This is a genomic window from Neobacillus sp. PS2-9, assembly GCF_030915525.1.
GTDB lineage: Bacteria > Bacillota > Bacilli > Bacillales > Cytobacillaceae > Neobacillus.
Map to the genome: position 1 here is coordinate 1,087,708 of NZ_CP133269.1, position 23,888 is coordinate 1,111,595.

General features: G+C 39.2%; 30 protein-coding genes. 22 read left to right on the forward strand and 8 right to left on the reverse strand.

Features of this window, described 5'->3' with window-relative positions; genetic code table 11:
- Window positions 1–115: 115 nt before the first annotated feature.
- From RCG25_RS05265 to yunB, 4 genes are all read left to right on the forward strand, one after another.
- Window positions 116–937 (forward strand): sulfite exporter TauE/SafE family protein, encoded by an 822-nt coding sequence (locus RCG25_RS05265; RefSeq protein WP_308082634.1) that lies wholly within the window; start codon window positions 116–118, stop codon window positions 935–937.
- Between the two features lie 9 nt (window positions 938–946).
- The gene (locus tag RCG25_RS05270) at window positions 947–2,299 is read left to right on the forward strand and encodes a bifunctional metallophosphatase/5'-nucleotidase (protein ID WP_308082635.1); all 1,353 of its coding nucleotides are present in this window, start codon (window positions 947–949) and stop codon (window positions 2,297–2,299) included.
- Between the two features lie 72 nt (window positions 2,300–2,371).
- Entirely contained in the window at window positions 2,372–2,674 is a 303-nt protein-coding gene (locus tag RCG25_RS05275) for a YunC family protein (protein ID WP_308082636.1), read from the forward strand.
- An 86-nt stretch (window positions 2,675–2,760) separates the two neighbouring features.
- The gene (yunB, locus tag RCG25_RS05280) at window positions 2,761–3,561 is read left to right on the forward strand and encodes a sporulation protein YunB (protein ID WP_308082637.1); all 801 of its coding nucleotides are present in this window, start codon (window positions 2,761–2,763) and stop codon (window positions 3,559–3,561) included.
- A gap of 24 nt (window positions 3,562–3,585) precedes the next feature.
- Here yunB and RCG25_RS05285 read toward each other — a convergent pair whose 3' ends face one another.
- The gene (locus tag RCG25_RS05285; RefSeq protein ID WP_374121035.1) at window positions 3,586–4,608 is read right to left on the reverse strand and encodes a M23 family metallopeptidase; all 1,023 of its coding nucleotides are present in this window, start codon (window positions 4,606–4,608) and stop codon (window positions 3,586–3,588) included.
- Between the two features lie 146 nt (window positions 4,609–4,754).
- On the opposite strand from RCG25_RS05285, the gene lipA reads away from it, so the two are divergent.
- Complete coding sequence (lipA, locus tag RCG25_RS05290) at window positions 4,755–5,672, forward strand: lipoyl synthase (protein ID WP_308082639.1); 918 nt, start codon at window positions 4,755–4,757, stop codon at window positions 5,670–5,672.
- Window positions 5,673–5,721: 49 nt separating this feature from the next.
- Here lipA and RCG25_RS05295 read toward each other — a convergent pair whose 3' ends face one another.
- The gene (locus RCG25_RS05295) at window positions 5,722–6,375 is read right to left on the reverse strand and encodes a YhcN/YlaJ family sporulation lipoprotein (protein WP_308082640.1); all 654 of its coding nucleotides are present in this window, start codon (window positions 6,373–6,375) and stop codon (window positions 5,722–5,724) included.
- A gap of 112 nt (window positions 6,376–6,487) precedes the next feature.
- On the opposite strand from RCG25_RS05295, the gene RCG25_RS05300 reads away from it, so the two are divergent.
- Window positions 6,488–6,763 carry a YutD family protein gene (locus RCG25_RS05300; protein WP_308082641.1) on the forward strand — a complete coding sequence of 92 codons (276 nt, stop codon included), beginning with the start codon at window positions 6,488–6,490 and terminating at the stop codon, window positions 6,761–6,763.
- Between the two features lie 44 nt (window positions 6,764–6,807).
- Here the strand turns inward: RCG25_RS05300 and RCG25_RS05305 are convergent, their stop codons facing one another.
- On the reverse strand, window positions 6,808–7,092 hold the full coding sequence (locus RCG25_RS05305; RefSeq protein WP_308082642.1) for a cytosolic protein: 285 nt from the start codon (window positions 7,090–7,092) through the stop codon (window positions 6,808–6,810).
- A gap of 56 nt (window positions 7,093–7,148) precedes the next feature.
- Complete coding sequence (locus RCG25_RS05310; protein WP_308082643.1) at window positions 7,149–7,415, reverse strand: DUF3055 domain-containing protein; 267 nt, start codon at window positions 7,413–7,415, stop codon at window positions 7,149–7,151.
- A 185-nt stretch (window positions 7,416–7,600) separates the two neighbouring features.
- On the opposite strand from RCG25_RS05310, the gene RCG25_RS05315 reads away from it, so the two are divergent.
- From RCG25_RS05315 to RCG25_RS05325, 3 genes are all read left to right on the forward strand, one after another.
- The gene (locus tag RCG25_RS05315; protein ID WP_308082644.1) at window positions 7,601–8,902 is read left to right on the forward strand and encodes an EAL domain-containing protein; all 1,302 of its coding nucleotides are present in this window, start codon (window positions 7,601–7,603) and stop codon (window positions 8,900–8,902) included.
- A gap of 18 nt (window positions 8,903–8,920) precedes the next feature.
- Window positions 8,921–9,358 (forward strand): DUF86 domain-containing protein, encoded by a 438-nt coding sequence (locus RCG25_RS05320; RefSeq protein ID WP_308082645.1) that lies wholly within the window; start codon window positions 8,921–8,923, stop codon window positions 9,356–9,358.
- Window positions 9,359–9,426: 68 nt separating this feature from the next.
- Window positions 9,427–10,191, forward strand: coding sequence for a TIGR01457 family HAD-type hydrolase (locus RCG25_RS05325; protein ID WP_308082646.1), 765 nt, complete (start codon window positions 9,427–9,429; stop codon window positions 10,189–10,191).
- 51 nt (window positions 10,192–10,242) lie between these two features.
- Here the strand turns inward: RCG25_RS05325 and RCG25_RS05330 are convergent, their stop codons facing one another.
- Window positions 10,243–10,764 carry a phosphatidylglycerophosphatase A family protein gene (locus RCG25_RS05330; protein WP_308082647.1) on the reverse strand — a complete coding sequence of 174 codons (522 nt, stop codon included), beginning with the start codon at window positions 10,762–10,764 and terminating at the stop codon, window positions 10,243–10,245.
- Window positions 10,765–10,972: 208 nt separating this feature from the next.
- On the opposite strand from RCG25_RS05330, the gene yutH reads away from it, so the two are divergent.
- Both yutH and RCG25_RS05340 read left to right on the forward strand, forming a co-directional pair.
- A complete protein-coding gene (gene yutH, locus RCG25_RS05335; RefSeq protein WP_308082648.1) occupies window positions 10,973–11,980 on the forward strand; it encodes a spore coat putative kinase YutH in 1,008 nt (335 codons plus the stop codon).
- A gap of 91 nt (window positions 11,981–12,071) precedes the next feature.
- The gene (locus RCG25_RS05340; RefSeq protein ID WP_308082649.1) at window positions 12,072–13,061 is read left to right on the forward strand and encodes a 2-hydroxyacid dehydrogenase; all 990 of its coding nucleotides are present in this window, start codon (window positions 12,072–12,074) and stop codon (window positions 13,059–13,061) included.
- Window positions 13,062–13,109: 48 nt separating this feature from the next.
- Here the strand turns inward: RCG25_RS05340 and RCG25_RS05345 are convergent, their stop codons facing one another.
- Window positions 13,110–13,331 carry a NifU family protein gene (locus RCG25_RS05345; protein WP_087946365.1) on the reverse strand — a complete coding sequence of 74 codons (222 nt, stop codon included), beginning with the start codon at window positions 13,329–13,331 and terminating at the stop codon, window positions 13,110–13,112.
- 356 nt (window positions 13,332–13,687) lie between these two features.
- Between RCG25_RS05345 and RCG25_RS05350 the strand changes: the two genes are divergently transcribed.
- Window positions 13,688–14,014: a YuzD family protein gene (locus RCG25_RS05350; protein WP_308082651.1), complete on the forward strand. Its 327-nt coding sequence runs from the start codon at window positions 13,688–13,690 to the stop codon at window positions 14,012–14,014.
- Between the two features lie 35 nt (window positions 14,015–14,049).
- Here the strand turns inward: RCG25_RS05350 and RCG25_RS05355 are convergent, their stop codons facing one another.
- Window positions 14,050–15,117, reverse strand: a complete 1,068-nt coding sequence (locus RCG25_RS05355) for an NAD(P)/FAD-dependent oxidoreductase (protein WP_308082652.1) — start codon at window positions 15,115–15,117, stop codon at window positions 14,050–14,052.
- A gap of 225 nt (window positions 15,118–15,342) precedes the next feature.
- On the opposite strand from RCG25_RS05355, the gene RCG25_RS05360 reads away from it, so the two are divergent.
- Both RCG25_RS05360 and erpA read left to right on the forward strand, forming a co-directional pair.
- A complete protein-coding gene (locus RCG25_RS05360) occupies window positions 15,343–15,582 on the forward strand; it encodes a YuzB family protein (RefSeq protein WP_308084102.1) in 240 nt (79 codons plus the stop codon).
- 130 nt (window positions 15,583–15,712) lie between these two features.
- Window positions 15,713–16,078 carry an iron-sulfur cluster insertion protein ErpA gene (gene erpA / locus RCG25_RS05365; RefSeq protein ID WP_308082653.1) on the forward strand — a complete coding sequence of 122 codons (366 nt, stop codon included), beginning with the start codon at window positions 15,713–15,715 and terminating at the stop codon, window positions 16,076–16,078.
- A 36-nt stretch (window positions 16,079–16,114) separates the two neighbouring features.
- On the opposite strand, the gene RCG25_RS05370 is transcribed toward erpA, so the two are convergent.
- The gene (locus RCG25_RS05370; protein ID WP_308082654.1) at window positions 16,115–17,113 is read right to left on the reverse strand and encodes an NAD(P)/FAD-dependent oxidoreductase; all 999 of its coding nucleotides are present in this window, start codon (window positions 17,111–17,113) and stop codon (window positions 16,115–16,117) included.
- Between the two features lie 470 nt (window positions 17,114–17,583).
- On the opposite strand from RCG25_RS05370, the gene RCG25_RS05375 reads away from it, so the two are divergent.
- The 8 genes from RCG25_RS05375 (at window position 17,584) to RCG25_RS05410 (ending at window position 23,542) form a co-directional block, all read left to right on the forward strand.
- Window positions 17,584–18,801 (forward strand): NAD(P)/FAD-dependent oxidoreductase, encoded by a 1,218-nt coding sequence (locus RCG25_RS05375; RefSeq protein ID WP_308082655.1) that lies wholly within the window; start codon window positions 17,584–17,586, stop codon window positions 18,799–18,801.
- 88 nt (window positions 18,802–18,889) lie between these two features.
- Window positions 18,890–19,384 carry an NUDIX hydrolase gene (locus RCG25_RS05380; protein ID WP_308082656.1) on the forward strand — a complete coding sequence of 165 codons (495 nt, stop codon included), beginning with the start codon at window positions 18,890–18,892 and terminating at the stop codon, window positions 19,382–19,384.
- A gap of 156 nt (window positions 19,385–19,540) precedes the next feature.
- Window positions 19,541–19,666 (forward strand): YuiA family protein, encoded by a 126-nt coding sequence (locus RCG25_RS05385; RefSeq protein ID WP_308082657.1) that lies wholly within the window; start codon window positions 19,541–19,543, stop codon window positions 19,664–19,666.
- Window positions 19,667–19,804: 138 nt separating this feature from the next.
- Window positions 19,805–20,128 carry a YuiB family protein gene (locus tag RCG25_RS05390; RefSeq protein ID WP_308082658.1) on the forward strand — a complete coding sequence of 108 codons (324 nt, stop codon included), beginning with the start codon at window positions 19,805–19,807 and terminating at the stop codon, window positions 20,126–20,128.
- Window positions 20,129–20,245: 117 nt separating this feature from the next.
- Window positions 20,246–20,857 (forward strand): 3D domain-containing protein, encoded by a 612-nt coding sequence (locus RCG25_RS05395; protein ID WP_308082659.1) that lies wholly within the window; start codon window positions 20,246–20,248, stop codon window positions 20,855–20,857.
- Window positions 20,858–21,157: 300 nt separating this feature from the next.
- A complete protein-coding gene (locus RCG25_RS05400) occupies window positions 21,158–22,666 on the forward strand; it encodes a leucyl aminopeptidase (RefSeq protein ID WP_308082660.1) in 1,509 nt (502 codons plus the stop codon).
- 120 nt (window positions 22,667–22,786) lie between these two features.
- The gene (locus RCG25_RS05405) at window positions 22,787–23,035 is read left to right on the forward strand and encodes a hypothetical protein (RefSeq protein WP_308082662.1); all 249 of its coding nucleotides are present in this window, start codon (window positions 22,787–22,789) and stop codon (window positions 23,033–23,035) included.
- Between the two features lie 123 nt (window positions 23,036–23,158).
- Window positions 23,159–23,542: a hotdog fold thioesterase gene (locus RCG25_RS05410; protein WP_308082663.1), complete on the forward strand. Its 384-nt coding sequence runs from the start codon at window positions 23,159–23,161 to the stop codon at window positions 23,540–23,542.
- Window positions 23,543–23,888: the final 346 nt, after the last annotated feature.

Below are 23,888 nucleotides of genomic sequence, written 5' to 3' on the forward strand. Positions count from 1 at the left end.
GGTTACAATGGTGTTCTTAGGAATCCCCTTCTTCAAACAACCCACGAGGTGTTAAGGAGGGGTAGTTCAATCTAGCAACTTAAGGCATCACACAGAAAAGTAGAAGGTGAAAGTAATGGAATGGATTGTTTTAGTTATAGTGGGGTTGATTGCAAGCTCTTTAGGGTCACTCATTGGCATGGGAGGAGGAATTATCGTTGTTCCTGCTTTACTTTACTTAGCCACACTGCCTGAATTCAGTCACCTCACCCCGCAGGTTGTGGTTGGGACCTCCCTTTTTACAATGATTTTTACGGGTCTTTCATCCACACTTGCCTATATGAAAATTAAGACCGTGGATTATAAAAGTGGACTTATTTTTCTTATTGGAAGTGGTCCAGGTAGCATTCTAGGTGCCTGGATTACTGAAAAGCTCGATTTGCATTCATTTAATCTATATTTCGGATTATTTATTATTTTTGTTTCCTTTGTTTTACTAGTAAAGGATAAATTAAAGCCTCTTCCTTTTCGGAAAGATAAGGGAGTTGTCCGTCAATTTACCGATAACATTGGGAGAAACTTCGAATATGGTTTTAACCCGATAATGGCCGTTCTCATTTCCTTTGTAGTTGGATTTTTATCAGGGATTTTTGGAATAGGCGGCGGCTCTTTGATGGTACCAACGATGATTATTCTTTTCTTTTTCCCACCGCATGTAGCTGTGGCCACATCTATGTTCATGATTTTGCCAACAGCTATCTTAAGTTCCATTACTCATATTGCTTTAGGTAATGTGAATTGGCTGTATGCACTGGCATTAGTACCTGGTGCTTGGATGGGAGCAAAAGTAGGAGTATTCTTAAATACAAAGCTAAAAAGCAAAACGATTGTCTGGATTATCAGAGTAATCCTTATTATTGTCGGTATACGATTAATCTATCAAGGAATAACAGGGTAAAGGTGAAAAATGGAAACGATACATATTTTTCATACCAATGATTTACACAGCCATTTCGAGCATTGGCCGCGCATTCAACATTTCTTGAAGCAGCAGAGAGAGCAACTCAAGAACATAGGAGAAGAAGTTTTCTTATTTGATATTGGCGACTTTCTTGATCGTTGGCACCCCTATACAGAGGCAACTAGAGGCAAGGGGAATGTAACCCTTTTAAATGAGAGTCAATATACGGCTGTCACGATTGGTAATAATGAAGGGATTAATCTCCCATACGAGGATTTATACCAGCTATATGATGAAGCTAAGTTTGACGTCATATTAGCCAATCTTTATGTAAATCAAGACTATCCTTCTTGGGCAAGGCCATATGAGATTTACAAGACAAGTAGTGGGACAAAGGTTGGGGTCCTAGGATTAACCGCCCCATTTACCCATCTCTACGAACTGCTTGGCTGGAGATTGACTGACCCAATTGAAGAACTGAGCAACTGGATACAGATTTTAAAAAAAGAAGTGGACATTATCATTCTACTTTCCCACCTTGGTTTACATGAGGATGAACGCATTGCGGAAGAATTTCCAGATATTGATGTGATTCTAGGTGCCCACACCCATCATGTACTGGAGAGAGGAAAGGTAATCAACCAAGTACTTCTTGGGGCAGCCGGAAAGCATGGGAACTTCGTTGGTCATGTAACTCTTCATTTGGATGAGAAAAAGAAACTCTCCCAAAAAGAAGCAACCCTCTATGATTTTAACCAACTGCCGGCTGTCTTAAATGAACAAGATAAAATTGCGTCCTTTTTAAAAAAGGGGCAGGGTATGTTAAGCGAAAAAGTCACGGTCATTACCGAGCCTTTACAAAGTGATCCCTTCCGTGAAACCAACTTAGTACGATTGCTTTGTGAAGCGTTAAGAGAATGGTGCGGGACAGATTGTGCCGTCGTGAATGCAGGGCTCCTTCTGGGTAGTTTATCGGGCGAAGTCACTGAGTACGATTTGCTCTCAATTTGTCCACATCCAATAAATCCGTGTGTCATTGAATTAACGGGGAAAGAATTAATGTCTATTCTAAAACAAACAAAGGATGAAGCCTTGCACCATAAACAAATAAAGGGCCTTGGCTTCAGAGGAACTGTGCTAGGGATCTTCGTCTATGACCAAATTATCACCAAAGGAAAAACAATCTTTGTTGCAGGGAAGGAATTGGAGCTTGATCAGACCTACACCCTCGCACTTCCTGATATGTTTACCTTTGGCCATTTTTTCAAAGACATCCTTCCAAAAAAAGAAAAGAAGTATTTCTTGCCTGAGTTTTTACGGGATATATTAAAATGGAAGCTTTCAGGTTCCCATCGATAATTAAAACACTATGGATACACGCTTTTTCCAAACTTATCATAAAGTGATAGTGAGGAAAGGAGTGTTGGGAAATTGATTGATCTTTCGCCAATTGAAATAAACGGCCATACCTTCCTGGCTGTTTCCGTATTACTTCCAAAGACAACTTTGCTTGCTGTGACAAGCGATAAAGGATATATTATGTGCGGTGCCTTAGATGTGGGCTTATTAAACGAGAAGTTAAAGGACCGTAAAATCATTGCTGGTCGTGCAGTCGGTGTGAGGACTATTGATCAGCTACTAAATGCTCCGCTAGAATCTGTCACATTAGAAGCAGAAGAATTAGGTATTCATCAAGGGATGATCGGTAAAGATGCCTTGTTGAAGATGGTTTAAAAAGCTTGCTGAAAAAATAGCAGGCTTTTTTTATGGGCTAGTTCATCTTTTCTTTGCATACATATAGCATGAAGGGGTGATTGTTCTTGAGAAAATTACGCCGGCGTCTACCTAAACGTGGACCGCTGCCTTTCCGATATGTCATGCTGCTAACCTTTGTTTTTTTTCTTTTTTCCACTGCTACTGGCTTATGGATGGTTAATAAAGGGATCGAGCCCACCTTAATGCGATATGCTGAAACAGAAACGCGGAATATTGCGTCGCTTGTCATCAACAGGGCGATTACAAAACGGACGACAAATGTGGGAGACAATAATGAAGTAATAAAAATTGTGCCAGGAAGCAATGGATCAGGGGAAAATGCACAGTTGAATACAGATTTAATCAATCGTGTATTAGCTGAAATAACTGCACAAATTCAAAAGAACTTAAAAACTGCCAGAAGGGGCGAAATCGCCTTATTAGAGTCGGATGTTGAAATCGAAACGGAAAATACGGAAAAGGATGATGGGATTGTCTGGTATGTACCATTAGGGCAAGCAACAAATATTTCCCTTTTGGGGAATATTGGACCGAAAATACCAGTCAAATTTCATGCCATTGGTGAAGTGGAACCGGATGTCCATATCCAAACAAAAGAAATGGGAATCAATAATACATGGGTGGAGGTTTCTGTAGATATACAAGTGTCAGTTCAGATTATTACTCCGTTTGCAACGAAAATTACCAAATTAAAACAAAGCATACCTGTAGGTGGCTCGTTGGTCCATGGAGAGGTTCCACAATTCTATAATGGAGGCGGAGGAAGCATCACACCATCTATTCAAATACCAGAAAAGAAAACAGAAACAAAGAAGAAAACTGAAACGAAAAAGTCTGGAAAGTAGCAAGAGGCTGACCAAAGTCAGCCTCTATTTTTTTCGTATATTAATTCGTTCAATCCGTTTCCATTTGGCTAAATGTGGATAAGGGTCAAATGACCATTCGGTTATTCCATTATCTTTGTACATACCATAGTGCAAGTGCGGAGGGAATTTTCCTGAGGTTCCTGGAGGGCCGTATCCAGAGCTTCCAACACCACCGATGACCATTCCTGGCTCTACAATCTGCCCAACTTTTAAATCCTTAGCAAACCCGCTTAGATGGGCAAAGTAATGATACGTATTATTAATATCACGAATACCAATTCTCCAGCCACCAAACTTATTCCAGCCCTTCATCTCAATAATGCCATAGTTAGTAGCTCGAACAGGAACGCCATAGCCTGCAAATATATCGGTACCTTCGTGTATTCTTCTCCCGCCCCAACCTCGTGCATCTCCCCAAGTACTTCTGTAGCTATGATTGCTACGAATGGGCACAGGGAATACTTGAGTATCTAAATTGAGCCGTCCAAAGTGGCGATAAATTTTTGCCTTACCAGCAATAATTCCGACCGTTTTATCACGATGGTAATAATTCCAAAGTCCAATCTTTATATTATCAGGGTCCACACCGTAAGAAAGAAGATAATGGGCAAATGCATATAAAACATCCTCATCGCTTTTAAGGCTTGCTTTTCCATCCCCATTTCCATCCACACCCATTCCATTGAAAAACTGGATGACAGCAGGGGATTCTTCTTCCGAGTTCGGATTGGTCAGACCCGCCCACTCCTCAGGACGAAAGTAGATTCCGATTACACTATCTGGTTTAGGCAAGTCTTTGCGGACTTGACGGATGCTTCTTTCGTATTGATCAATGGCTGCTAAATAATACCACGGAATTTGTGTGACCGTTTCAACTTTTTTATATAATTTCATTCTTTCCTTATATGGATCGGGTTCCTCCGCATGTGCATTCCTTACAGCAAAAGAAGAGGTGAAGAATAAAAGGAAAGTTCCAATAATCAGAACAGCCCGCAACAGGAATCCTCCTTCCCAATTAATGTACATGTTTAGTTTATGGATATTGAGTTATTTCATTATCGCTAATAATTGGTAATAAAACTTCCTTGCTTGTCGTTCCTTTTCTAGTATGGTAAAGTGACAAAGAAGAACTCACTCACCATACATATTAATGGGATTCAAGGGGTGTCATAATGAGTAAAAAAGAAGAAATTCTACGAAAGCCTGACTGGCTAAAAATAAAGCTAAATACCAATGAGTCATACACAGGGTTAAAGAAAATGATGCGTGAAAAAAATCTTCATACAGTTTGTGAAGAGGCTCGCTGCCCTAATATACACGAATGCTGGGCAGTAAGACGTACAGCAACCTTTATGATTCTTGGTGATACATGTACGCGTGCGTGCCGTTTCTGTGCGGTTAAAACGGGTTTACCAACTGAATTAGATTTACAAGAGCCTGAAAGAGTGGCAGACTCCGTTCAATTAATGAACTTAAAGCATGTGGTAGTTACAGCAGTTGCACGTGATGATTTAAAAGATGGCGGGGCCGCTGTTTTTGCTGAAACGGTTCGTGCCATTCGTCGTAAAAATCCATTTACCAGTATTGAAGTACTTCCTTCTGATATGGGCGGGAAAGAAGAAAATTTACAGCTATTAATGGATGCGAAACCGGATATCCTTAATCATAATATTGAAACCGTTAGACGCTTAACACCAAGAGTGAGAGCTCGCGCTAAATATGATCGCTCTCTCGAGTTCCTCCGTCGTGCGAAAGAAATGCAGCCAAGCATTCCCACTAAATCCAGTTTAATGATTGGTATCGGAGAAACGAAAGAAGAAATCTTGGAAGTAATGGATGACTTAAGAGCGAATCATGTAGATATTATGACTATAGGTCAGTATTTACAGCCAACCAAAAGTCATCTAAAGGTTGAGAAGTATTATAGCCCTGATGAATTTAAGGAATTACAACAAATCGCAATGAACAAAGGATTTAGCCACTGTGAAGCAGGCCCACTTGTCCGTTCATCTTATCATGCGGATGAACAAGTAAATGCAGCAGCGAAACATAAACACTTACTTGGTGAAAAAGAAGCCCAGGAAGCATAAAATAGTGGGAAGAGAGAGGTTGACTGTTGTCAACCTCTCTCTTTTAGTCTTAACGCTTATGCATATTAATCCTTTTGATATCCATATCATCTTGTGTTTCGCCGTTTTCATTTTCGCTATCACTCAAACGCATACCCTGAGGGGACTTTTTCATTTGCGTAATCAGTTCAGTAACGGCATGACGCGCATTACGGCTTGTAGAGTCCAGATTAGCTAAATTCTCTACATCGCGCATTAGCGTTTTATTATCTGTTACATAGACGTGATAGTATCTTGGTACGACTGAAAAAGCGGTTTTCTTCACCTGATCAGCCGTCATATTACGATCTTTTGAATCGGTAGTATAAGCAATCAACACTTCCTGATCAGTAACAAGTGTGGCTGCGTCATTCACGTTAGGAACATTTACACTATATTTACTAATAATATTGGCAAGCTGTTCGCGGTCTAAGGCTGTATAGCCGTCATTTGCCGTATTATCATTCATTATTGGGCTCTTTTGGTGGCGAACAAAACCATAATTGTCACTAACGTTACGTACGCCACGGCTAGCACCTTCATTGTAAAGTTCGTGTCTTTTGTTATTCACATTAATGGTATTACCGCTTTCTTCATATACATCACGATTTCCCATATCCTTTGAGCATCCAGTTAATGCTGTTATGGTACATAATCCAGCGATTATGATAAATTTTTTCATCATATACACCTCCTTTTATTAGAATGACCAATGTTCCGTTTTTTTTCTTAGTAATTGATGGTGAATCGGTTATAATGGATAGTAGGAAATGGCTGGGATAACTGAGGTGAATAATATGATCGTAATAAACAATATCTCTTATGAAATTCTCCAGGAATATCGGGATGGGTATAATGAAGAGGCTTTTAAATCAAGGTATAGCGATATTTTATCTAGGTATGATTATATTGTAGGGGATTGGGGATACGGACAGCTGCGCCTGAAAGGGTTCTTTGATGACCAAAACCAAAAAGCTACTTTTGATACAAAAATTAGCACGTTAAGTGAGTACCTTTATGAATATTGCAACTTTGGCTGTGCATACTTTGTATTGAAAAAAGTGAAAAAATAAAGAGGTCGACTTGTGTCAACCTCTTTTTACTTTGCCATTGGTTTCTATTCATTATAGGGAGCCTGTTTGTCTGTTTCAGGGTCATCATGTGGCGGGTGTGCCCCGTCCATCTGTCTAGGCAAATCTTCATGAAGTGATTTATATTCATAATTAAATGCACTATAGTAGCGCTGTTCTTGTTCCCAGGGGGTGCTTTTATTCTCAACTGGATCATTTTTACCCCGCGGAGATCCGTATGGTCCCTCTGGAAGATCCTCTACCGTTAAGAAGTTCCTTTGAGCTTCCACATTCGAGAAATCATGATACTGCTCAGAATCTATATCTGCCATGATAAACACACTCCTTTACTCCCTATTATTTGAAAAGAAGTGTGTATTTATGAAACTTAAATTAACTCCATCAAAAAGCCGCGTAATTCCTCGGCATCTTCTTCACTTAACTGAAAAGCATATTCTAAATAACCCTCTTCTTGTAAATCATCCAATCCAATAATAGCAAAGCGGTTGCCTTGCATATCAAGTACCAAATGCTTTCCGTAATGACGGTCACTTTGGACAATAGCTAAATCAAATCGCTGGTTTTCTCCGACAAAGCTAACAAATCTTGTTTTCGTACTTTCTGTATCATCGTATAGGAAAAAGCGTTCTTTCATGAAATGGTCTCCTTTAATTAAAACTGACATCTCTTATATAGTAACAAATAAATAGAAAGGAGGGGAGTAAAGAATATTCCGTGATTTTTTACTAGAAATTTATGGTTAAAAAAACACGAATGGTGTCAAATTATGCTACAATATACGTAAATCATGTATGTTGGCTTCTGAGAGGGATGAATTTAATGGTCCGTCAGTACATAGAAAAGGTCAAAAGTGTATTGAAATGGGGAAAGATCGTCTTACCTCTTTCAACCATGCGCTTTTATCCTCCCCAATTTATATTAAGAAATCCTGTGTTAGAAGGGGTTAAAGCAGCTTTTCATGAAGGACACGAGGTAGCTGTTGTTGTCTTTCATCTAAAAGATATGAATGAATTGTCAGAGCAGTTAGGACAGTCCCAAAGCCATCAATTTATCAAACATACTAAGAAATTCTTTCGCTCTGCTGTGGAGAAAGAAATAGACAATCAAGATGTGATTACCCTTGATGATTTTTACGGTGATGGACTAACGTTATACATAAAAGTGGATTATACACGTCACACTCTCTCTGAGATTGATTTAGCTATGAAGAAAATCGTTTATAGCGTGGAGCATAGCCTGCATAAGGCTTATCCTTACATCCAGCCTATGTTTAAGACTGGATATATGTTTGTAGAAAAAAGACATTTATCCATTCAGGATTCAATTGGAAGAGCTCAAAGACAGGCTATTGCTATGGCTGAAAAACGAGTGAAATCTGAATTTAATGAAATGGTCTACTTAATGAAAAGGATTATTTCCAAAAAAGATATAAATCTGTTAGCACAACCAATCATAGACGTGGCTACGAAAGAAGTACACGCATGGGAGATGCTGACCCGTGGCCCAACAGGGTCGGTTCTCGAAAGCCCTTTACCGTTGTTTTCGGTAGCAAGGCAAACAGGCTTGCTATATGACTTAGAAATGATCGTGATTGAAAAGGTGCTTGAACAAATAAAAGCTGCCAAGTGCAGGAAAGATATATTTGTGAATTGTACCCCGCTTACACTTGGAAATATCCGATTTACCCGAGATCTTAAAAATTTAATGCAGCAATATAAAGATATACCCCCTCGTCAGATTACCATTGAGGTAACGGAAAATGATTCGATTGAAGGCTTGAAAAACTTTATCTATAATATAAAAATGCTGCGCTTAATGGGCTATAAAATTGCCATGGATGATACAGGTGCTGGATATTCTAGCTTGAGTATTATTAGTGACATCATGCCAGATATTATTAAAATTGATCGTTCAGTTATTCAAAATATAGATAAAAATTCCATTAAAGAATCCATGTTAAAAGGGCTGATGCTAGTAGCCAGAGAAGTGGGCTCCCTAGTTGTAGCAGAAGGAATCGAAAATGAAAACGAGGCATCCGTACTAACAAGAAACAATGTGGACTTGGCACAAGGGTATTTTTATGCACGACCTACAGCGTTGGTATCAGCTATTGCAACCTAGAAAAAGGAGTGGGACCCTATGTATTTTGTAGACAGGGAAAAAATAGAAGCAACATTAATTTACTTAGAAGAACTCATTCACCTCTTTTCACAGCAAAAAAATTGGTCATCATCTCTGGAAAAAGTAGCTTTAGAACGGTTAAATCACATGATGATTGAGTCTGTTTTAGATGTCGGAAATGCAATGATTGACGGCTTTATCATGCGTGATCCAGGAAGCTATGAAGACATTATCGATATTTTAGTCGATGAAAAGGTCATTACTGCTGAAACAGGAGAAAGTTTAAAAGTTCTTATTCACTATCGTAAAAAACTTGTACAGGACTATATTAGTATCAATCATATAGAACTAAACAATCAGTTTTCAGCTTATCTTCATGAGTTGGTCACTTTCGCGGCAAATGTTCGGGATTATTTAGCCAATGAACTAGGGCCTGTTTCTGCATTTAAAAACTAATTAGAGGTTGACGCAGTCAACCTTTTTCTTTTTTTTATTTTAGGGAAAAATACTAAGGGAGTGATGATATGAAAAAGTATAAAGGCTATTTAATTGATTTAGATGGAACGATGTATAAAGGATCGGAGAGGATTGAAGCGGCCTCTGATTTTGTGAAAAATCTCCGTGACAATGGAATCCCGTATCTGTTTGTCACGAATAATTCATCAAGGACTCCTGCCCAGGTGGCTGAGAAACTGGTTAGTTTTGATATTCCAGCCGAAGAAAAAATGGTCTTTACAACGAGTCAAGCAACCGCAAATTTCATTTATGAACAAAAAAAAGATGCATCTGTATATGTTATTGGTGAAGAGGGGTTACAGACAGCTATTGAAGAAAAAGGTTTTTCATTTGCTGGTGTTGAGGCTGATTTTGTCGTTGTTGGCATAGACCGTGAAATCACCTATGAAAAATTAGCTGTTGCTTGTTTAGCGGTACGAAACGGGGCTACATTTATCTCAACTAATGGGGATATAGCAATCCCAACTGAAAGAGGGCTATTACCGGGGAATGGTGCCCTAACATCTGTTATTTCCGTTTCTACCCAGACCAAACCAATCTTTATTGGAAAACCTGAGTCGATTATTATGGAACAAGCGTTAAAGGTTTTAGGAACCGCTAAGGAAGAAACATTGATGGTTGGAGACTATTATGATACAGACATATTAGCTGGAATGAATGCAGGAATGGATACCTTACTAGTCCATACAGGAGTCACCACAAAAGAATTGCTCACCGGCTATGACCGCCAGCCAACATTTGTTGTTGATACCCTAGACCAATGGAAACTATAAAGGGGACAGTCCCCCACCGCTTTAAAGCGGCGGGGGACTGTCCCCGTTTTTTTATTTCTCTTTTTCTCTTTCTTCCTCTTGTCGTGCGGCACGGTGTGCCAGTCGGCTTGAGGCAGCGGCGGCGATGGCGCCGACGATATCATCTAAAAATGTATGGCATTCACCAGTGGATTTATCATTTAAGTGCGCTAAAATCCCGGGCTTTAATTTGTCGATGTATCCATAGTTTGTAAAACCGATGGAGCCGTATACATTCACAATAGAAAACGCCAGGATTTCATCCACCCCATAAAGACTTTCGTCGGATCCAATGATCGATTGAAGAGGCTCCTCTAACATCCCTTTTTCTGCAAGCATATCAAGCTGTATTCCTGTGATTATGGCATTTTGTACTTCACGTTTAGAAAGAACACGTTCCACGTTTGCTATACAGTCTTCCATTTTGAGGTTTTTATGGTACTTTTCCTGCAAAAAGAAGACTAAATCAGCCATATCCTGAACTTCAACGCCTCTTTCTTTTAGCCATCTGCGAGCTGTTTCTTCAGTGAAATCTACTTTTTTGTGGTCTGCCATCCTCTGATCACCTTTTCTTTGGATTTTCACTATATATATACTCTTTTTCCATAAGATATGCAATTTTATGTAAAAGGAGTAAACCAAAATTTTATTATTTCCTTCACCAAACTCCGCTATTCTTTTTAAAAAATAGGGGAAGAAACAAGTTTTTGAATCCCCATACATATATATGAGGTAAATAGATGTCTAGAGACGAGGTGGAGGAATGCTTCAAAAATTGCTTGAGAATCAATATGGGATTACTGTTGAGGAATATGTGAAATTAGATAGGTATGATGCGCTAAGAGGAAATGGCTGGTTGTATTTAGTCTCTAATCCTTCTGGCAGGGAAGAAGCAGATGTGACGGAGCTTGAGAAAATTGCGGAACATTTAAGGAATTATGGCGATCAATATGTCCCTATCTTCTTGCCAACAAAGGAAGGCCAACTAATTACCACTTGGGAGCAAAATAAATACTGTGTGTTAGCCAATCGGCAAATGGAAGAGCAACGAAAAATCAAACTGGGACGAAAGCTAGCTAAATTTCACGAACGTGGCCGCAGGGTCCCCTTTCAAATTGAAAGGTCGAGCAGAATTGGGGAATGGAAGTCCTTATGGGAAAAGCGTCTCGAACAGATGGAGAAAGTGTGGAACAATCTGCTCTTCCAAACACCAGAAGATGAATTCGAAAAGATGTTCATTGATTCATTTCCTTACTACTTAGGATTAACGGAGAATGCGATTCAATATTTGGTTGATTCGGAGCTTGATGATGAGCCTACAGAAACAGATGGTGGGACTGTTTGCCATGAACGTTTTACACAGCAAACATGGGGTGGACATTATATGATTAAAAGTCCATTTGACTGGGTTTTTGATCACCGCAGCCGAGACTTAGCTGAATGGACAAGGGAAAGATATTTCCGCAATATCCAAACCTATGATGTAGATTTAAAACAGTTTTTTAACGAATACCAAAGTGTTTCCCCATTAACATCCTTTTCCTGGAGGTTGTTATATTCTCGATTGATTTTTCCACTTCACTATTATGATTGTATTGAAAGTTATTATATTACTCGTTCTGAACAGGATAAGAAGGTATTAGAGGAACGTTTAAGCAAAATATTACGGCAAGCAAGTGAGTACGAACGGTTTTTGGCTGGGTTCTTCCAAATGGCTGGAGCACCGATTCGCCGGTTCAACCTCCCTCAACTGGAGTGGCTTGGAAAATAATTTATAGTATTCAGACTTGTGGAACAACGTTTTAAAAAACATATGGTAATATAATAATGTGATTCAGAATAATTAAGGAAGTGAATGCAGCATGAAGCCATACGTTTTTATTACACGGAAGCTTCCAGACGAAGTTGTAAAACCACTACTGCAAAACTATGAAGTGAGCATGTGGGAACAGGAGGATATCCCTGTTCCAAAAGATTTACTCCTTTCCGAAGCAAAAAAAGCGGATGCACTACTAACGATGCTATCAGATTTCATTGATGAAAAGGTTCTAACCGCTGGAAAGAAGTTAAAGGTAGTCGCAAACCTTGCTGTGGGTTTTGACAATATTGACTTAAAAGTTGCCAGCAGAGAGGGAGTCGCAGTGTGCAATACACCTGATGTGTTAACGGATACTACTGCAGATTTAACCTTTGGACTGCTTATGGCGACAGCAAGAAGATTAATGGAAGCGGCAGAGTTTGTGAAAGACGGAAAATGGAAAAGTTGGAGCCCTTTGTTATTAGCTGGACATGACATTCATCATAAAACAATTGGCATTGTTGGTATGGGGAAAATCGGTGAGACGGTAGCAAAACGGGCAACTGGTTTTGAGATGAATATACTGTACCATAACCGAACACGTAAGCCTGCGGTTGAACAAGAGCTTGGAGCAGTGTACGTGAGCCTTGATGAATTAGTGGAAAAAGCAGATTTTATTGTCTGCCTAACTCCGCTTACGAGTGAAACGAAAAAAATGTTTACCCGTGAGATGTTTAAGAAAATGAAGCAGTCAGCTATTTTTATTAATGCCGGAAGAGGTCCAGTTGTTGATGAACAGGCTCTATTTGATGCATTAGTTGCAGGAGAGATTGCTGGTGCGGGTCTTGATGTGTTTGAGAAAGAACCAATTGGGGCAACCCATCCATTATTACAGCTTCCTAATGTTGTGGCATTGCCGCATATTGGAAGTTCTAGTGTGGAAACAAGAATGGAAATGATGAAGCTCTGCTTGTCAAATATTCAAGCTGGGATAGAGGGAAATGAACCGAAGACATTGGTGAATAAAGATTGGAAACCCTTAGTCAAGGCTTAATAGCATAAATAAAGCGATTGCCGCCTTGGCAATCGCTTTAACATTTTATTAAAATACTTGTTCTACTTCAACAACGCCTGGAACTTCTTCTAATAATGCTCTTTCAATCCCAGCCTTTAATGTGATAGTTGAACTTGGGCAGCTTCCGCAAGCACCTAATAAGCGGAGCTTAACAATACCATCCTCTACATCTACTAATTCACAATCCCCGCCATCGCGAAGAAGAAATGGACGTAACTTATCTAATACTTCTTGAACTTGCTCAATCATTTGTTGTTCTTCCACTGTTAATCGACTCCTTTCCTAATTATATTATAATGTCATTAGTGCTAAAAATCCATTCTCAGAAATTAGTAAAGCACACATTTAAATACATTTTCTTAGTTTTTATAGTAAATATAAAGTACAATAAAAGAAAGGCTTTGTTAAACTTGTCTGTTGATTTCCGCTCCAGGCGCTTCGCTTTCCGTGGGCGTTTCGGCGAGCCTCCTCGGCGCTTGCGCCTGCGGGGTCTCCCCTGAACCGTACTCCCACAGGAGTCTTCGCGCCTTCCGCTCCAATCAACAGGGTATAAGAATCAACAATATTCCTTAATACAGCCAAAAGAAAAAAGGCAGGAAGTATACATGAGTAGAATTGAAGTGGAAATCGTTCTTTATGGTGCTGAACAATTGTGTCCTAGCTGTGTTAATTTACCTTCTTCAAAAGAAACCTTCGAATGGCTTGAAGCTGCTGTTGCAAGAAAGTTTCCTAATCAACCCGTTAAGATGGTTTATGTAGATATACAGCAACCCACTGGTGATGATGAAAAACGTAGCTTTGCCCAAAGAGTCATTGATGAGGACATGTTTTATCCTGTTGTCGTGATCAAAGACAAAGTAGTGGGTGAAGGAAACCCACGATTAAAGACCATATTTTCAGAACTAGAAAAATATGGCTATCAAGCAATGTAAAAAGAAGCATTCCGCAGTGGAATGCTTCTTTTCCATTATCCATTATGAAATTTATACATCCAAAGAATTCCTGATTTCAATAAACGGGCCACACGTCCGGTAATGGCATGATCAGCCATCAATCCAAAGCCATGCTTTTTGCCGAGAGAGCCAAGGATACCCTTTAATTTAATCGGAGGGAACGATGTAGGAGGCTCTTCACCTTTCCAGCGTCTTTTTAGTACCTCAACAATTTGCTCTGCCTGTCCCTCAGCCAATTGAGCACTAGGAGCATGTGGAAGGCTTGCACAGTCACCGACAACAAACACGTGCTCATCACTTGGCAAATGATGAAGTGGAGTAAGGACCAATCTTCCCATACGATCTTTTTCCCCGTCCATATCGCGGACAATTTTACTTGCTTGAATGCCAGCCGTCCATACAATGACATCACAATCGATAGGAACATCGTGATTGTATAACTTCTTTTCTTCTACTTTGGTGATGTTTGAATTGTTAATGATTTCCACGTTGTTTTTAACAAACCAATTTTCCACGTATTTACTTAAACGTTCAGGAAAAGAGGATAAAATATGGTTCCCTCTATCAAATAATTTAATCTGTAGGTCTTCTCGGCTTTCACTTAATTCGCTAGCTAACTCTACTCCACTTAGACCAGCACCGACAATCGCTACAACAGAACCAGGTCCGAGATTGTTTAAAACAGAGTAAGTGTGACGTGATTTATCAATACTCTGTATGCTATAGGTAAATTGCTCTGCACCTGGAACATCATGATACTTATCCTCGCAGCCAAGACCCACAACTAAATCATCGTAGCTAATTGCCTCAGCATCCTTTAATTCAATCTTTTTATCAGACGTATTAATCCCGATAACCTCGCCGTATTTTACGACTAAACGAGGGTGTTCCGGGAATGTAACACGGATTTCTTTATCTGAAATCGTTCCAGCGGCTAATGCATAATATTCCGTTTTTAAGCAGTGGTAAGGGACTCGGTCAACAAGTGTAATTGTTACGTCCTCTGGTAAATGATTTGGAAGAAGCTCGCTTAGAATCTTCATCCCGCCGTATCCACCACCGAGAATGACAAGGTTTTTCATTATTAATTCCCCTTTGTTTATCCGGTTTTTCATAAAGAATGGTTAGCGCTTGCAATTTTAAAATATTAGAATAATAATCTCTTTCTTTACCACATACGAGTATAACTAAAATGTGTACAAATAACAACATTTTTCATACTATTCTTGACAGTAAACCCTAGAACATGGTAATTGACGAAGAGGTTGAAATAGAGTAGCATATCTAGGTGTGGAGAGGTGAAACTAGTGATTCAGCCTATCATTGAATTTTGTATAAGTAACTTGGCAAATGGTGCTCAAAAGGCACTTGAAAAATTACAAAAAGATCCTGACTTGGATATTATTGAATATGGATGTCTCGGATATTGCGGGAAATGTGCCACCACACTTTATGCTCTAGTGAACGGAGAGGTCGTTACTGGTAACACAGCAGATGAATTGGTTGATAATATTTACCAATATCTAGAGGAAAATCCGATGTTTTAACTAAAGGGAGCAAGCCGCTTCCTTTTTTTCTTAAATAGAATAGATTATAGTATGTGAATCTTAACAGTTGAGTCCTGTAATTGTAGTGTATATACTATATTAAAAGCGCAGGTAAAGGTGGGGAATTTGAATGAGTAAGGAAGTTGTTATACTAACTGAAGCAGCAGCACTTCATATTAAAGAAATGATGAAGCATAACGAGGAAGAAGGTGCACTCTTACGTGTTAGCGTAAAAGGGGGCGGATGCAGCGGATTATCCTACGGGATGGGCTTTGATCATGAGGTAAATGAAAATGACCTTCAACTCGAACAGCATGGGATTCAAGTACTTGTTGATAAAGAAAGTGCAGCTATCCTCCAAGGGACAAAATTAGACTATAAAGAGTCCATGATGGGCGGAGGCTTTACGATTGATAATCCTAATGCCATCGCTTCATGCGGATGCGGATCTTCTTTTAGAACAGCTACTGCTACAGGAACACCGGAAGAGTGCTAGAACAAAAAAAAGGCGCCCATTGGACGCCTTTTTTTATCATTGCTTAAACATAGAAGAACTGTGTAATGGCTGTGCTTTTGCCTTTGGATCGATGTATGTTTTGGCGTTATTAACAGCTGTTGGTGCTTCACCAAAACCACAAGCAATTAATTTCACTTTTCCATCATAGGTACAAATGTCTCCAGCAGCATAAATGCCTGGTGTATTTGTTTCCATTTTTGAATTAACAAGGATGGAATTCTTTTCAATTTCAAGACCCCATTCTTTAATTGGTCCAAGGGAAGAAACAAACCCATAATTACAGATGACTGCATCTACATCAATTGTTTCCTTTTCTTCACCATTTACCGTAGAAAGAACCACTTGTTTAATTCCGTTCTCATCGCCAATTAATTCAGCAGGCACGTATGGAGTTTTTACATCAACTTTTGAATTGTAAAGGTTTTCCACACTGTGTTCATGTGCACGGAACTTATCGCGACGGTGAACAATTGTTACCTTTTCAGCAATTGGTTCAAGCATTAATGCCCAGTCAACTGCAGAATCTCCGCCACCGAATACGACTACCTTTTGACCAGCAAACTGATTTAAATCCTCTATGAAATAATAGAGGTTTTTATGTTCATATTGTTGTGCACTTTCTAATTCAAGACGGCGCGGTTGGAAAGCCCCATTTCCAGCAGTGATAATAACTGTCTTTGAATAATGCACTTCTTTATTAGTTGTTAATTTGAACGTTCCATCTTCTAATTTCTCTAATTTTTCAACAGATTGCTCAAGAGCTATAGAAGGGTCGAACTTGGCCATTTGTTCTTTTAGGTTATTAATTAATTCTTGAGCACGGACTTTTGGGAAGCCAGCTACGTCATAAATATATTTTTCCGGATAAAGAGCCGATAGTTGTCCACCAAGCTGTGGTAAGCTTTCAATGATTTTCACTGATGCTTGTCTCATTCCGCCATAAAAGGCAGTAAATAGACCAACAGGGCCGCCTCCGATTATTGTAATGTCATAAACTGTTTGATTTTCTTGCACTCCGTATCCCCCCAACTAGTAGTAACAAACTCCACTCACTATAATATCATAAAACTAGGAAATCCTCACAACTTTCTAGCAATTATTCAGAGTAGGTGTAATTTTTAAATAATAAAATTTCAGTCATAATGGGGCCGATTTTATAATATTGTTAAGGTAAATATTTTAAAAATCAGCTTGAAAATAGTGTTAAAGTAGCATAAGATGTAATGTGGATATATTGTTAACATTCTGTGGCAAAAAAGGCACATTTATGTGAATGATGTAACAGGTTCGAATATTCAGTCTAATTTATTTATTTTATTCATTCCCTATGTGCTTACTAGTTTATTCTTTTTCTTTGAAGCCATTCGTGAATAATATCACATACATTTTTACACAAAGCAAAATAAAAATGGGCTAAGCAGTGGAAGATAAGAAAAAGAGAAATTTATTCAAAAATATTATTATAAAAGGTGGAAGTGATCACTTTGAGAAAGCCTAAAATCGTTATTATCGGTGCTGGTTACGGCGGACTTATGACAACAGTTCGTTTACAAAAGTTAATCGGTGTAAATGAAGCAGATATCGTATTAATAAATAAGAACGACTACCATTATGAAACAACATGGTTACACGAGGCTTCTGCTGGTACATTACATCATGATCGTGTTCGTTATGATATTAGAGATGTCATTGATCGTAGTAAGGTTGATTTTGTTCAAGATACGGTGGTTGAAATCAACAGAGAAGAGAAAAAGGTTATTTTAGACAAAGGTGAAGTCGATTATGACTACCTTGTTATCGCACTTGGAGGCGAGCCTGAAACGTTTGGAATCAAAGGCTTAAAAGAATATGCATTTGGAATTACCAATGTGAATTCTTCCCGCCAATTACGTGAACATATTGAATATCAATTTGCTACGTACAATATGGAAGAAGAAAAGAACGACAACCGCTTGGTTATTGTTGTTGGCGGAGCAGGATTTACAGGAATTGAATTCCTTGGTGAGTTAACGAACCGTATTCCTGAATTATGTCATGAATATGATGTTGATTTCCATAAGGTAAAGATTATCTGTGTGGAAGCTGCACCAACGGTATTACCAGGATTTGACCCAGAGCTTGTAAATTATGCGGTTTCTCAACTAGAGCGTAAAGGCGTTGAATTCCTTATTGGAACGGCGATTAAAGAAGCGACTCCTGAAGGTATTTTTGTAGCTAAAGGAGAAGAGGAAACACGCGAAATTAAGGCTGGAACAGTTGTTTGGGCAGCAGGTGTACGTGGTAATGCGATTATCGAAAAGTCTGGTTTTGAAGCAATGAGAGGTCGCGTAAAAGTACAATCTGACCTACGCGCACCTGGACATGATGAGGTATTCATTATTGGTGACAGTTCTCTTGTAATCAATGAAGAAATCAATCGTCCATATCCACCAACTGCACAAATTGCTATGCAGCAAGGTGAAGTGGTTGCGCGCAACTTAGCAGCACTAGTTCGCAATAAGTCTGAACTTGAATCCTTCACATTCGACAATAAAGGTACAGTATGTTCCCTTGGCGAAGATGATGCAATTGGTGTAGTATTTGGTAAAAAATTAACTGGTGCTAAAGCATCCTTCATGAAGAAAGTAATCGACAATCGTTCTCTTTATATGATTGGCGGAGCAGGCCTAGTGTTGAAAAAAGGTAAATTTAACGTATTCTAAAAATACAACAGGTAAAAGGACAGAGAATCTTCTGTCCTTTTTTTGGTATAGTAGATTAAATAGTTTAGTTTACATAGGGAGTGTTGATATGAGCAGTCGTGAAAAACGCGGGAAGGTGTGGTTGGCCGTTTCTGGATTAGTGAAATCCAGTGAAGGCCATTGGCTCGTGGTAAAGAAGAGGTACGGGGGCTTAAAGGGGCAATGGTCTTTACCTGCAGGTTTTGTTGAGGAGGGGGAGACCGCTGACGAGGCTGTGATTAGGGAAGTGAAAGAAGAAACCGGAATCAGCTGTACTGTTAAGGGGTTAATTGGATTAAGAACAGGTGTATTAAAAGGGGAAATAAGTGATAATATGCTTGTATTCTTGCTTGAACCTGTAAAACAGGAGGAAAGAATCATACATCAGGAGAATGAGCTATATGAAGCAAGATTTATAGCTCCACATAAATTGCTTCTTGAAAAGGATGCGTCCATTCTTTTACATTATTTAATTGAACAAATGGAATTAACTAGTAAGCCCGGTGTAGATGATTTAAACCCTGGAAATCAATTTGGATATACAGCCTATAAATTATTTTTGTAATTTTTAGAAAATTTAAGTAACACTTAGGAAATGAAAGAAAACTTACAATGTATCCGTTTTCTTTGCCTTATTTGGTGAATTTCCGGTCTTTTCTTTTTGCTCGTTCCTTGATATATTATCAGAAAATTAAGTTAATAATTTAAGGGGATGATCAAGATGACAGTGAAGAGCGTGGATACAAAAAAGTGTGATTATTGTTCAGGTAATGGATATTTTCAACTATTACTAGGAGGATCGGAAACTTGTTCCTGCTGCGGGGGTTCAGGGACGAAAAAAGACTAAAGATAAATCAGAATGATTGTAAAATGCTCTACATTGCTTCTTCGGATCACTTCGAAGAGCTATTTTTTTTGTTTTTAATTGACTCCCTTTTAGACATTCAGTACACTAAAAGTTGATGTATAAAGGGAGGAATCTCGGATGCAAATGAGCATTGTGGTGTTAATCATATCGATTGTGCTATTTTTTGTCTTATTTTTTGGAATTGGATTTATCCTTAATATGCTGCTAAGAATGTCATGGGTAATGGCTATAGTGTACCCTGTAGTGGCAATTTTAATTGTAGATAAAGTCCGTTTTGTTGAATATTTTACAAATAGTAAAGTGGCCTTTCAGGAACTAGGGCAAAAGTTCGGTTCTTTAGCCACCGCAGATATTCTAATATTGGTAAGTGGGTTAGCAGGGGCCATTGCTGCTGGGTTTACAATTAAGTTATTACGTAAAAATGGATATCAGATGTTCTAAGACTTTTTACCTTAAGGTAAAAAGTCTTTTTTAGTTGTTGGAAAAAATTTCCCACTTCTTTTTTGAATATTTCCCTTCAGCTTGGGAATGAATATTTTGGGAGGAGTGAAAATTTTAATGAATAAAACAAAAAATTGGATTAAACGATTTGCTCTTGTATGTCTATTCTTAATGGCATTATTAGCAACCTTCCAATCCATCTCTGGCGTAAATGCAAGAACTCTAATTAATCATTTTGCGTCTGGACTTTCTGTAAGTGAAACTGCTTCAAACACAACGTCGCCATCGTTAGAGGATGCTTTTGATTGGTCAAAGTATCCTAAACATACAGTTACGGCCACAGGATATACAGCAGGGATTGAATCAACAGGTAAGAGCAAAGGACACCCGGAGTATGGAATTACCTATTCTGGTGTAAAAGTTAAACGTGATTTATTCTCCACCGTTGCAGCTGATTTAAACGTTTTCCCTATTGGTACGATCCTATTTGTTCCAGGCTATGGATATGGTGTCGTCGCGGATAAAGGAGGAGCCATTAAAGGAAATGAGCTCGACCTTTATTACGAAACGGTTGAGGATGTTTATAACAAATGGGGCAAAAAACAGGTGGACGTGTATGTAGTTCAAAAAGGAAATGGTAAATTAACTGAGGCGCAATTACAGGCATTAAATGAAGATAAGACTCTGCAAGTATTCCGCCAACAGTATATAAGCTCAGAGAAAAGATAAGAAACAGGCACTGTGCCTGTTTTTTTTTATAGACCTGTGTTAAAGAACATTGTTGATTTTAATACCCTGTTGATTGGAGTGGAAGGCGCGAAGACTCCTGTGGGAGTACGGTTCAGGGGAGACCCCGCAGGCGTAAACGCCGAGGAGGCTCGCCGAAACGCCCACGGAAAGCGAAGCGCTTGGAGCGGAAATCAACAGACAAGTTTAACGAAGCCTTTTTATAGGATGAAAATTTAGTCTATCGAAATAAACAAACCTTTTCGATATAATAGAGAAGACTAACATGGAGGTGGAGTGGACATGTTTCACGTTAAAAAAGAATTGGATTTTACAACAGAGCATGAAGGCTTGGTTATCGGTTTGTTTGATAAACCCGAGAAATTTACAGGATCATTAGCCAATCTTGATGAGAGGTTTGATGGACAGCTTACCGAATTGGTTAAGTCCGGTGATCTTTCAGCAAAATTAAAAAGTATCACAAAAGTACATAGCTTTGGAAAAATAGCAGCAAAGCGCATTTGGTTTGTAGGATTAGGAAAAGAAAAAGAAGCGTCCTTTGAAAAGATTAGAGCCTCATTTGGTAAGCTATTCAAGGAGATTAAAGCAAGTAAGCTTGTAGAAACAGCCATTTACTTAGAATCGTTTATTTCAGACAAAGTAGATACTTTGGATGCAGCACACGCATTAAGTGAGGCGTTTGCGTTATCTACCTACCAATTCGAAGGATATAAGCAAAAGTCGAATGAGCCAGAGAAAAAATTAGAGAATCTGACTGTGTTCTGTAACACTAATGAGGAAGAAGATGTGCATGCATCATTGAATGTTGGTTATGCTTTTGGAAAAGCGACCAACTCCGCAAGGACTCTTGTGAACACTCCAGGTAACTTACTAACAGCCACTGATATGGCGAACTATGCAAAAGAGCTTGCAGCCAAGTATGATTTTGAAGTAGAAATTTTAGAGAAGGCAGAGCTTGAAAAGCTTGGGATGGGTGCGTTTCTAGCGGTTAATCAAGGGTCTACGGAACCACCTAAGATGATTGTTTTAAAATATCAAGGAAAAGACGAATGGAAGGATGTCATTGGTCTTGTTGGAAAAGGAATTACCTTTGATACGGGTGGCTACTCGATTAAAACAAAGGCTGGAATCGTGGGCATGAAAACCGACATGGGCGGAGCGGCTGCTGTCCTTGGTGCTATGGAGATTATCGGAGAAATAAGACCAGAGCAAAACGTTGTAGCAGTCATTCCTTCAACAGATAATATGATTAGCGGTGGAGCGTTTAAGCCAGACGATGTCATTACGTCTATGAGTGGGAAAACCATAGAGGTGCTAAATACAGACGCAGAAGGCCGCCTTGTGCTAGCAGATGCAGTTACCTATGCTAAGCATCATGGGGCGGATTATCTAGTAGATGTAGCTACATTAACGGGTGGCGTTATCACTGCACTAGGGCTACATACAACGGGTGCAATGACGAACCATGAATCTTTATATGAACAAGTACTGGAAGCTTCGATGGAAGCGGGAGAAAAGATGTGGCAATTGCCGTTATTTGACACCGAGATTGAACGTGTAAGAAATAGTAAAGTAGCTGACTTGAATAACTCTCCTGGCAGTGAAGGTCATGCATTAGTCGCGGGTGCGTTTATTGGTGAGTTTGCTGAAGGGACTCCATGGGTACACCTGGATATTGCAGGAACGGCTACTTCTTCGAAGGACTATGACCTGGGTCCAGCAGGTGCAACAGGAGTTATGACGCGTACGCTTGCCTTATTTGTTGAACGATTTGAACCGATTGGAAAATAGACTGGAGAAAGCTTCATATTCGATTTAGAGGATTACATACGCATTTGCCCACTCCAAACCCCATCTTTTTGCATATGCAATAGTGTAGGCAAGTATAGATGAAAAAGGAGGTAATGGTGTATGTACCCTTATCGAAGCCCGTACCCGGTACACGATCAACGATTTATTGGCTTTGGATTGCCGTTAGCGATAGGTGGACTTAGTTTTCTAGGGGGATTACTAGGAGGCGGATTAGGAGCATCTTTTGCAGCTCGCCCTTTTTATGGCGGCTTCGGCTACCCAGGTTTTGGCTACCCAGGTTTCGGCTATCCGCCAATGGGCTTTTCCCCTGTAGGCTATCCTCCAATGGGATTCCCAGGTTATTATTAGGAAAAAGTTAAAAACAGCTCTCGAGGCTGTTTTTTTCGTTTAGATGATAGATAAAAAAAGGAAATTTTTAAGAAATGGAGAATAGGTTTAGATAGAAAAGACCTACATACCGGAGGGATATAAATGATAAAGGACACATTAATTGAAGCGCTCGGAATTGAGATTACTCAATTAGGAGAAGGGAAAGTCACTGCCACAATGCCAGTAGATGAGCGAACTCGTCAACCATTTGGATTACTGCACGGAGGTGCCTCGGTTGCCTTAGCAGAGACAGTTGCAAGTATTGGGGCTTATGAATTAGTGGATAAAGAAACAGAGGGTGTAGCAGGATTAGAAATAAACGCAAACCATGTTCGTCCGAAAACCGAAGGTGTGGTTACGGCAGTAGGGACAGTTCTGCACCAAGGGAAATCAACGATGGTTTGGGATATTAAAATTACAGATGAACAAGACCGACTAATTTGTGTTTCTAGATGTACAATGGCAGTGATTAAATTAAAAAAATAGGCTTATTAAAAAACATTGCTGATATTTATACCCTGTTGATTGGAGCGGAAGACGCGAAGACTCCTGTGGGAGTACGGGTCAGGGGAGACCCCGCAGGCGCAAGCGCCGAGGAGGCTCGCCGAAACGCCCACGAACCGCTCGCGACTGGAGCGGAAATCAACAGACACGTTAACAGAGCCAAAAAATAAAACAGTAACCAAATAAAGAATGGGATTTTTTCCATTCTTTTTTATGTCTATTGTACAAAAATTTAAAAAATTTAGATTGGTTTCATGATATAATCAAAGAAATAAAAAAAATAGAAAAAAAGCACAATTTTTTGTACAGGTTTCTTTATATAATGATA

What these genes read in the sequence shown, in the direction of transcription:
- RCG25_RS05265 (WP_308082634.1), top strand. Translation starts at nt 116, where the DNA reads ATGGAATGGATTGTTTTAGTTATAGTGGGGTTGATTGCAAGCTCTTTA.
- RCG25_RS05400 (WP_308082660.1), top strand. Translation starts at nt 21,158, where the DNA reads ATGTTTCACGTTAAAAAAGAATTGGATTTTACAACAGAGCATGAAGGC.
- RCG25_RS05285 (WP_374121035.1), bottom strand. Translation starts at nt 4,608, where the DNA reads ATGTACATTAATTGGGAAGGAGGATTCCTGTTGCGGGCTGTTCTGATT.
- yutH (WP_308082648.1), top strand. Translation starts at nt 10,973, where the DNA reads ATGCTTCAAAAATTGCTTGAGAATCAATATGGGATTACTGTTGAGGAA.
- RCG25_RS05350 (WP_308082651.1), top strand. Translation starts at nt 13,688, where the DNA reads ATGAGTAGAATTGAAGTGGAAATCGTTCTTTATGGTGCTGAACAATTG.
- RCG25_RS05390 (WP_308082658.1), top strand. Translation starts at nt 19,805, where the DNA reads ATGCAAATGAGCATTGTGGTGTTAATCATATCGATTGTGCTATTTTTT.
- RCG25_RS05385 (WP_308082657.1), top strand. Translation starts at nt 19,541, where the DNA reads ATGACAGTGAAGAGCGTGGATACAAAAAAGTGTGATTATTGTTCAGGT.
- RCG25_RS05405 (WP_308082662.1), top strand. Translation starts at nt 22,787, where the DNA reads ATGTACCCTTATCGAAGCCCGTACCCGGTACACGATCAACGATTTATT.
- RCG25_RS05305 (WP_308082642.1), bottom strand. Translation starts at nt 7,092, where the DNA reads ATGGCAGATATAGATTCTGAGCAGTATCATGATTTCTCGAATGTGGAA.
- lipA (WP_308082639.1), top strand. Translation starts at nt 4,755, where the DNA reads ATGAGTAAAAAAGAAGAAATTCTACGAAAGCCTGACTGGCTAAAAATA.
- RCG25_RS05270 (WP_308082635.1), top strand. Translation starts at nt 947, where the DNA reads ATGGAAACGATACATATTTTTCATACCAATGATTTACACAGCCATTTC.
- RCG25_RS05315 (WP_308082644.1), top strand. Translation starts at nt 7,601, where the DNA reads ATGGTCCGTCAGTACATAGAAAAGGTCAAAAGTGTATTGAAATGGGGA.
- RCG25_RS05310 (WP_308082643.1), bottom strand. Translation starts at nt 7,415, where the DNA reads ATGAAAGAACGCTTTTTCCTATACGATGATACAGAAAGTACGAAAACA.
- RCG25_RS05300 (WP_308082641.1), top strand. Translation starts at nt 6,488, where the DNA reads ATGATCGTAATAAACAATATCTCTTATGAAATTCTCCAGGAATATCGG.
- RCG25_RS05340 (WP_308082649.1), top strand. Translation starts at nt 12,072, where the DNA reads ATGAAGCCATACGTTTTTATTACACGGAAGCTTCCAGACGAAGTTGTA.
- erpA (WP_308082653.1), top strand. Translation starts at nt 15,713, where the DNA reads ATGAGTAAGGAAGTTGTTATACTAACTGAAGCAGCAGCACTTCATATT.
- RCG25_RS05355 (WP_308082652.1), bottom strand. Translation starts at nt 15,117, where the DNA reads ATGAAAAACCTTGTCATTCTCGGTGGTGGATACGGCGGGATGAAGATT.
- RCG25_RS05380 (WP_308082656.1), top strand. Translation starts at nt 18,890, where the DNA reads ATGAGCAGTCGTGAAAAACGCGGGAAGGTGTGGTTGGCCGTTTCTGGA.
- RCG25_RS05320 (WP_308082645.1), top strand. Translation starts at nt 8,921, where the DNA reads ATGTATTTTGTAGACAGGGAAAAAATAGAAGCAACATTAATTTACTTA.
- RCG25_RS05410 (WP_308082663.1), top strand. Translation starts at nt 23,159, where the DNA reads ATGATAAAGGACACATTAATTGAAGCGCTCGGAATTGAGATTACTCAA.
- RCG25_RS05345 (WP_087946365.1), bottom strand. Translation starts at nt 13,331, where the DNA reads ATGATTGAGCAAGTTCAAGAAGTATTAGATAAGTTACGTCCATTTCTT.
- RCG25_RS05295 (WP_308082640.1), bottom strand. Translation starts at nt 6,375, where the DNA reads ATGATGAAAAAATTTATCATAATCGCTGGATTATGTACCATAACAGCA.
- RCG25_RS05395 (WP_308082659.1), top strand. Translation starts at nt 20,246, where the DNA reads ATGAATAAAACAAAAAATTGGATTAAACGATTTGCTCTTGTATGTCTA.
- RCG25_RS05325 (WP_308082646.1), top strand. Translation starts at nt 9,427, where the DNA reads ATGAAAAAGTATAAAGGCTATTTAATTGATTTAGATGGAACGATGTAT.
- RCG25_RS05330 (WP_308082647.1), bottom strand. Translation starts at nt 10,764, where the DNA reads ATGGCAGACCACAAAAAAGTAGATTTCACTGAAGAAACAGCTCGCAGA.